This window comes from Fibrobacter sp. (genome assembly GCA_024399065.1).
GTDB lineage: Bacteria > Fibrobacterota > Fibrobacteria > Fibrobacterales > Fibrobacteraceae > Fibrobacter.
Genome location: JAKSIB010000030.1, coordinates 35,234 through 42,506, shown reverse-complemented (window position 1 = coordinate 42,506; position 7,273 = coordinate 35,234). Strand labels below are relative to the sequence as shown.

8 protein-coding genes and 1 tRNA gene are annotated in these 7,273 nt (G+C 51.5%); 7 read left to right on the top strand and 2 right to left on the bottom strand.

Annotation, left to right across the window (positions count from 1 at the left end; genetic code table 11):
- Positions 1–128: 128 nt before the first annotated feature.
- The 5 genes from MJZ25_12805 to rpmB all read left to right on the top strand — a co-directional run bounded on the left by MJZ25_12805 (position 129) and on the right by rpmB (position 4,847).
- Positions 129–1,832: an ATP-binding cassette domain-containing protein gene (locus MJZ25_12805; protein ID MCQ2125052.1), complete on the top strand. Its 1,704-nt coding sequence runs from the start codon at positions 129–131 to the stop codon at positions 1,830–1,832.
- Complete coding sequence (locus tag MJZ25_12800; protein MCQ2125051.1) at positions 1,825–2,439, top strand: ABC transporter permease; 615 nt, start codon at positions 1,825–1,827, stop codon at positions 2,437–2,439. Before MJZ25_12805 ends, MJZ25_12800 begins: the two co-directional genes overlap by 8 nt.
- Positions 2,436–3,626 carry a 3-deoxy-D-manno-octulosonic acid transferase gene (locus tag MJZ25_12795; GenBank protein ID MCQ2125050.1) on the top strand — a complete coding sequence of 397 codons (1,191 nt, stop codon included), beginning with the start codon at positions 2,436–2,438 and terminating at the stop codon, positions 3,624–3,626. The genes MJZ25_12800 and MJZ25_12795 overlap by 4 nt, the downstream gene beginning before the upstream one ends.
- Positions 3,623–4,555, top strand: coding sequence for a 4-hydroxy-3-methylbut-2-enyl diphosphate reductase (ispH, locus tag MJZ25_12790; GenBank protein ID MCQ2125049.1), 933 nt, complete (start codon positions 3,623–3,625; stop codon positions 4,553–4,555). The genes MJZ25_12795 and ispH overlap by 4 nt, the downstream gene beginning before the upstream one ends.
- A 70-nt stretch (positions 4,556–4,625) precedes the next feature.
- Positions 4,626–4,847: a 50S ribosomal protein L28 gene (rpmB, locus tag MJZ25_12785; protein MCQ2125048.1), complete on the top strand. Its 222-nt coding sequence runs from the start codon at positions 4,626–4,628 to the stop codon at positions 4,845–4,847.
- Between the two features lie 197 nt (positions 4,848–5,044).
- Here the strand turns inward: rpmB and MJZ25_12780 are convergent, their stop codons facing one another.
- Positions 5,045–5,692, bottom strand: a complete 648-nt coding sequence (locus MJZ25_12780) for a 3'-5' exonuclease (protein ID MCQ2125047.1) — start codon at positions 5,690–5,692, stop codon at positions 5,045–5,047.
- A gap of 56 nt (positions 5,693–5,748) precedes the next feature.
- Complete coding sequence (locus MJZ25_12775; protein ID MCQ2125046.1) at positions 5,749–6,258, bottom strand: DUF374 domain-containing protein; 510 nt, start codon at positions 6,256–6,258, stop codon at positions 5,749–5,751.
- An 80-nt stretch (positions 6,259–6,338) separates the two neighbouring features.
- Between MJZ25_12775 and MJZ25_12770 the strand changes: the two genes are divergently transcribed.
- Positions 6,339–6,411: transfer RNA gene (locus MJZ25_12770), tRNA-Cys, on the top strand.
- 268 nt (positions 6,412–6,679) lie between these two features.
- Complete coding sequence (locus MJZ25_12765; protein MCQ2125045.1) at positions 6,680–7,273, top strand: DNA alkylation repair protein; 594 nt, start codon at positions 6,680–6,682, stop codon at positions 7,271–7,273.

The following is a 7,273-nucleotide window of genomic DNA, read 5'->3' as shown; positions in this document are numbered from 1 at the left end:
CGCTGTTGCGGGAATGAAAATCCCGAGTCCTGGGCCACTAGACGATGGAGGCGTAAGGTAGGCCAAATATAGGTATGCTTTGTAATTTTGTAAAGGGTGCTTAATCAAAAAAAATTACATTTGCCTTGATGTCCCTGCGAAAATGGTTAAAAAAATCCTTTTTAGGCGGAATTTTGCGCTTTTTCCCCCTGGCCTTGCTGGCCAGCGGGGCTGACGCGGCCGTTCTCTGGGGGATTCGCGCCTTCATGGATATCGTTTCCGGCGGAGGTGCCGCAGGTGAAAATGCGGCGGGGGCCCCTGTCGCTCACCCCGCGTTAAGCCTTCCGATTTGGATTGGCTTGATGGTCTTGCTGACGGTGATCCGCCTGGTTTCCCTTTATTTAAAGACGAAAACTTCCGAGGGCTGGCTGTACAATACCAGCGGCCGGGTGAATGCCTGGTTCCTTCATGGCCTCCGGAACTTAGCCCCCCGGGTGTTCCATACGGCGGAAGGGGAACGCCAGGTGGAGGCCGCTTACGAATCCACGGTGGTTCTGCAGAATAATGGCGCGGTGCTTTTCCAGGCGGTGCAGGCGGTTTTGCAGTTGGTGGTTTTCCTGCCGGTCCTGTTATATATATCTTGGCAGTTGACTTTGTTCCTTTTTGTGTTCGTGGTGCCCTTCGTCAGTTTGCTGCAGCGCAAGCTTCACAAGTTGGGCCCTGCCGAAGAATCCCTGCTTCGCGAACGTTCCGATTTCCGCGGCGACTTGAATTTGGCCCGCCGCCTTTTCCGTCAGTGGAGTTCCGCTTCTGAACGCAAGGCTGTTTCCGATGATTTGCTGATGTCGGTGCGCAAACTCCGCGATGATGGCCTGCGAACCTCTGTGCAAAAAAACGGATTGTCCCTGGTGACGGAAGCGGTTTCTGTTTTGGCCATGGTTTTTGTGCTGAGTTTCTGCGCAATTCTGATTAGCAAAGGTTTGATGGCTGGAGCGGACTTGGTGCTGTTCTGCTCTGCGGTTTTGCTGAGTTACAAACCTGTGAAGGAATGTGCCCGCGTGATGCCCCAGTTCCGTTCTGTGTTGAGTGCACTGGACGTTTTGAAATCCTTTGAGGAAATGCCCAAGAAAGGGGATGTCGCGCGCGGTTCATCTCAGGTTGCACGCGGTGCGAACAACGACGCTGACAAGGGTGTCTCCATTCAGAATCAGTCCTTCAAATATGACGGAAGCGAAGCTCCGGTCTTTGAAAATTTCAGTGCCTCCTGGTCTCACGAAAAACCTGTGCTGGTGCGTGGTGAAAATGGGGCAGGGAAGTCTACCTTCTTGCGGTTGCTTGCTGGCCTTGAGCAATGGGGCGTCGGTGAAACTTCAGTAAATGATGGCGCTGTTCCGAACGCTCTTGGGGATGTTTTCTTTGTTGCCCAGGATTTGGAACTTCCTCCTCGTAAACTTTTGCTGCAATTGCTGGAATCGAAATGTGACGCGGCGGATTCTTTTGCGAAAAGTTCAGCCGTTTCCCGCTTCTTGAATTTTGCGAACCTGCAGCCTCTTCTCGAAAAGCCTGCCCTCTCCGGTGGTGAACGCGCCAAGGTCGCGCTCCTTTGGGCACTCGCGTCCTCCAGCAAAACCATCCTTCTGGATGAACCTTTCGCATCCGTCGCTCTTGCCGCCCGCGAACCTCTGCTCTCTGAATTCCTGGAGTGCGCCGCGGCTCTGGACAAATGGACTGTCATTGTAAGCCACGACGTACTTACTCCTGAACTGGAATCTCGTTTCAACGTGGTCCGCTTTGGTGGCGCGTCTGCTTACGCCGGCGGATGCGTCGGCAGTAATGGAGGCTCCCGTGAATAACCTCTATAAATTCCGAGGCTACATTCTTGGCCTCTTGGCAATTCTTTTGCTGGCCATGCCTGGTGTGGGTTTTCCTTCCAAGCAAACGCTGGATCAGTCCACAGGCTCCTTCTATTACTTTATGCTGTGGGCTCCCTTTGTCTTGGCTGAAACTCTTTTCCTCCTTTCGGTGCTGCTTCGAATTCAGGCCCGTCGTTCCATCGGTGAACATACTCGCGGTTCTGAACACGCCGCGGACCGTCTCGTGACCTGGGGCGTCTATTCCAAAATCCGCCACCCCCTTTACTTGTCCAACACCGGCGTGGGAATTTCCTTTGCCCTTATCCACTTGGGCTTTGCCTGGGAAACCGCGCTAATTTCTGCGGTCCTCGTGGTGTATGAGTTTGTCCTTTCCCGCATGGAAGATTCCTTCCTTGAAAATCGTTTTCAGGACGAATGGCGTGCCTGGAAATCCGTGACCCCGGCCTTCGTTCCCTGGATTGCTCCGAAGCATGAATGCCACCGTGGCCCCGCCCGATCTTTCGTAGAATCTTTCAAGTCCGATAAGTCCACCTGGATTTGGCTTTGCGCCTTCTTTGCATTAATTCTTTTGCGTAAGTTCCTATGATTGGTATTCGTACGATTTTGGATGTGGGTCGTTTTGCCCTGGGCGCCGTGGCGAAAACTGTGGCGACCGTTTCCCCCTTGGATCATAAATATCATCTGAACGAACGTCTGGATGGACCTTGGCCTAAGGGCCCGTACATTTGGCTTCACGGGGCAAGCCTTGGTGAATGCAAGATGCTGCTGGACCTTGCAAAACTTCTCCGTCGCGATATTCCCCATTGTCCCAAGCTTTTGATCACCACCCAGAAAATTGAAGTGGTTCCTTATTTGGAAGACCGTGGTGCCGGTGTGGTTGATGTGGCTATGGCTCCTGCGGATTCGCCCATGTCCATGTCAAAGTTTGTTCGAAATGTTCAGCCCGTTGCTTTGATCCTGGCTGAAAACGAATTGTGGCCGGGTTACCTTTCCACCATGTCCCGCACTTCCCTTAAGCCTTCCGTGGCTTTGGTGTCAGGCCGTTTCCGCAGGGCTTTCCCGGGAACGGATTTCTCTGCTCTGGGTTTTGCCTGCATGCAGACTCTGGCGGATCAGGAAAGAATTGTCGCCGCTGCGGGTCGCCCTAAGTTCAATCCCGGCATCGGTGGCGATTGGAAAATCTTGCCCTGGGTTTTGGGTGGCGCGGCTTCTCATGCGTGCGCTTCTGCAAAGGATGTCGACGTAGCCATGCTTTCCGTCCATTTTGCGGAGTGGGAATCCTTGTGGGAAATCGTCCGTAACTGCAAACTTCGCAACAAGTCCGTGGTGCTGATGCCCCGCCGTCTGGAGGAAGTGGAAATTTTCCGTCACGAACTTCAGCAGAACAATGTGAAAACCGTGGACTGGCCTCAGGCCCGCCCGGGTGCCGTAACCCTTATAAACCAGTTCGGCCTGACCTCTGAAATTCTTGCCCGTTCCAAGCAGGCTGTCGTGGGCGGATCCTTCTGCCCCAAGCCCGGTGTCCATAATTTCTGGGAACCTATCCAGGCTGAAGTGCCCACTTGCGTCGGTCCCTATTCCTTTGGCCACGAAGATATGGTGGAAGATCTTGTTCGCGAGGGTGTTCTTGCCCAGCTCGCTTCCGCAAGTGATTTTGAAAATCTAGATTTGGTGGACGAAAACCAAGCCCAGGCATGTTTGTCTGTGCAAAAGTTGAAAGTTTCTGATTCCTACCGGCAGTTGCTGCTTTTCCTGGAGGATTTGCTAAAATGAAAAAAGTGATTCTTGCGACCCCCCGCGGTTTTTGCGCTGGCGTAGACCGTGCAATCCACGTCGTTGAAAAGGCTATCGAAAAGTTTGGAACCCCGATTTACGTGCGTCACGAAATTGTCCACAACAAGTTCGTGGTGGAAACCCTGAAGAACAAGGGCGTTATCTTCGTGGATCATTTGTGCGAAGTTCCCTCTGGTTCCGTGGTGATTTTCTCTGCCCATGGTGTGGCAGAACGCATTTACAAGGAAGCCGAGGAACGCGGACTTCAGGTGCTGGACGCCACTTGTCCTCTGGTGCTCAAGGTCCATTACAGTGCAACCCGTCATTACAACGCCGGCCGCCATATCATCATGATTGGCCATGCTGGCCACGCCGAAGTGGAAGGTACCCTGGGACAGCTGCCGGAAGGCGCCATCTCCCTGGTCCGCTACGAAGCTGACGTTGCCACGGTTCAGGTTCCCGCAGACAAGGAGCTGGCCTACATTACCCAGACCACCTTGTCCGTTGCAGAAACTCGTGAAATTATCAGGGCTTTGAAGGAGCGCTTCCCCAATATCATCGGTCCCGATGCCGGCGACCTTTGCTATGCTACCGGAAACCGCCAGTCCGCCGTGCTGGACCTCTGCTCCAAGGTGGACATGCTTCTGGTGGTGGGTGCCAAGAATTCCTCCAATTCCAGCCGTCTGATGGAATTGGGCCTTGAACAGGGTATCCCCAGCCACTTGATCGATACGGTCAACGATCTCCAGCCGGAATGGTTCGAAGGTCACGAAGTGGTGGGTATTTCCAGCGGTGCAAGTGCTCCTGAAGTGCTGGTTCAGGAGGTTGTAGACTGGATAAAAGCGAAATTTGAGGGGGTAGAAATCGAGAATTTCGTAAAATTAGTGGAATCTACCAAGTTTAGCGTGCCAAAGGCGCTACAAGATTAACAATTTAACCTTGACGGAACCATAAAGTTTTTCTAAAATTGGTTCTCGTTATAAACAACGGAGTTTTATTATGAGCCGCATTTGTGAAGTTACCGGCAAAGCCGGTCTCGTGGGCAACATGGTTTCCCACTCTAACCGCAAGAAGTTGATGAAGCAGCTGCCGAACCTTCAGAAGAAGCGCTTCTACATTCCTGAAGAAGATCGTTGGGTTACCCTTCGCATCTCCAACGCTGGTCTCCGCACCATCAATAAGCGCGGTATCCAGGCTGTTGCTAAGGAACTCGGAATCTAATTCTTTCTTGTAGAGTTTAGACTTTAAGTCCGCCTAACGGAATAACCTTCCGCTAGGTGGTCTTTTCTATTTACAAATGTTTGTAAATTGTTGATAAATTTGGGCCCGAGATGCAAAACGCGTCCCGAGCCCTTATAATTATTAGGGCCCCGCAAATTCTTGCGAGACCCTTAATTGTGGAAAAGTTATTTAAAAAGCTACTTGTTTAAGAACTGGGCAGTGCCCTTGTACTTTTCAAGGTTCTTCATGATGGTTGCCATTTCCCAGTCCTTTTCCTTGAAGCGGCGGCGGAGGAGGGCAACGAACACTTCCATAAGCATTTCGCAGTCGTAAACGGCGCGGTGAGCCTTTTCAGTTTCGATCTTCATGCCGATTTCGCCACGACGTTCAAACATCTTAGCCAAAATGCCCAGCTTGTGGGAGCTAGCTTCGGGAAGAATGGACTTTGCGATGGCCAAGCTGTCGACAATGGGGTTGCCCGGAATGATCTGGGGGTTCTTCTGGTAGGCGGCGCGGAGGAAGCTGGCGTCGAAGTTTGCGTTATGAGCAATCAGGATGGAGGACTGTCCGCAGAATGCAGTGAATGCCTTGATGGCGTCGCCTGCGGAGGGGGCGTTTTCCACGTCCTTGTCGTAGATGTGGTTCACGCTGGAGGCTTCTGCCGGGATCATCATGTTGGGCTTGACGAAGGTCTGGAATTCCTTTTCCAGCTTGGGAACCACAACGCCCTTTTCGGTAGTGACGGAAAATTTTACAGCACCAATTTCAATGATTTCATCTTTCTGGTTGTTAAGGCCTGTGGTTTCCAAGTCGAAAGCCACGAATTTCGGCGGCATCATAATCATTGTCTTTATCCTTTTTAATCTTATTACGCTTTACTTTGGCTGAATTTTTTGCAAAATCAAAGATACTTAATTTCTAGGTCAATAGTTGACAGTGGCAGGGGAATTATGAACTTATCCCACCCCTTTAGTTTAATATGGGCGCCGTACTTGAACTCGAAAAGCCATAGGGGAGTGCCGCTAGACTTGGATAGCCAGACGGAACCGGGCTTCACTTGGTGGTCGGGGCCGTGGGGACCGTCGAGGGCCATGCCTACAAAAGTGCCGTTTTTCAAGGATTTCAGGACGTGGCGGACGTTGGTGGCGCCGTGGGTGTCGGAGCCGCGGGTCACGGTGTAGCCCAGTTTTTGGGCGGCCTGGGCGAAAAATTCCCCGTCCCCTGATTCAGAAACAAGAATGTGTACGCCCTTGTCCTTGAAGGCTGCGGTGCTGGCCAGCAGGTCCTGGTGCCATAAACCTAGAACTCCCGGGCGAAAATCGGCGGGGGTGTGGACCCGGATGCGCAAACTACGCATCCAGAGTGCGGCCAAAGTGGCGCCGATTTTGATTTTCCAGGAGCAAATCTTCATAATTCGTGTATAAAATTATGAAATTTGCGGGCTATCCCTTGAAAAGGTGAAAAGTTTTACCTATATTGGGACTCACTTTTGGCGACGTACCCAAGTTGGTAAGGGGCGAGTCTGCAAAACTCTTATTCATCAGTTCGAGTCTGATCGTTGCCTCTAAAAAGTAAAAGAAGACCTGAGTTCATCTCAGGTCTTTTTTTTGTATCTGGGTGCGGGGACGCGGCTTTTTGGGGCTTGTCAAGAGGGATTTTTCATTTTTTTGACGAAAAAAAGTGAAAATATTTTGAAAAAAATTGAAAAAAGTGCTTGTCAAGGTCTAGAAATTTCTTTTTTTTAGGACTATTTTTGGCCTACAATGCTTCGTTTTACACAAGATATATTGCTTGCTCTCCGTGCTATCTCCAATGAGGAGGAAGCGCACGAAATGTCTAAGAAGGCTCGTGAACAGTTTGACTTCCTCGGAATCAGACTGGTCCCCCGCCGTGAAGTTACTTATCCTTTGTTTGACAAGAACCCTCCGAAAGATGGCGACGAATTGGTTGCCAGAGTGGAAGATATGTGGGCTCAGCCGTACCGTGAAATTCAGTACGCCGCCTGCGATTATCTCTTCCGCCACCGCGCTCTTTTGGGCGGTCAGCATTTGGCATTCCTCAAGAAGTTGATCAAGACTCGTGCATGGCGCGACACTGTGGACACCTTGGCTTCCTGTATCCTTGGTGACTTGGCTTTGCGTCTTCCGGCACTCCGTACCAAGATCGCTTCCTGGATTCGCGACCCCAATGTCTGGGTTCGTCGCAGCGCCATCATTTTCCAGATTCAGTACAAGGATCGTACCGACTGGCCCTTGCTCCGTCAGTTCTGCCTGACCTGCGCCAAGGACGATGACTATTACATTCGTAATGGCATTGGCCGCGCTCTTTCCGAATACGCCCGAATCAATCCGCAGGAAGTCCGCCGTTTTGTTCTGGACAATACGTTCTCGGAACAGACTGCACAAGAAATCTTGCGCATGATTTAA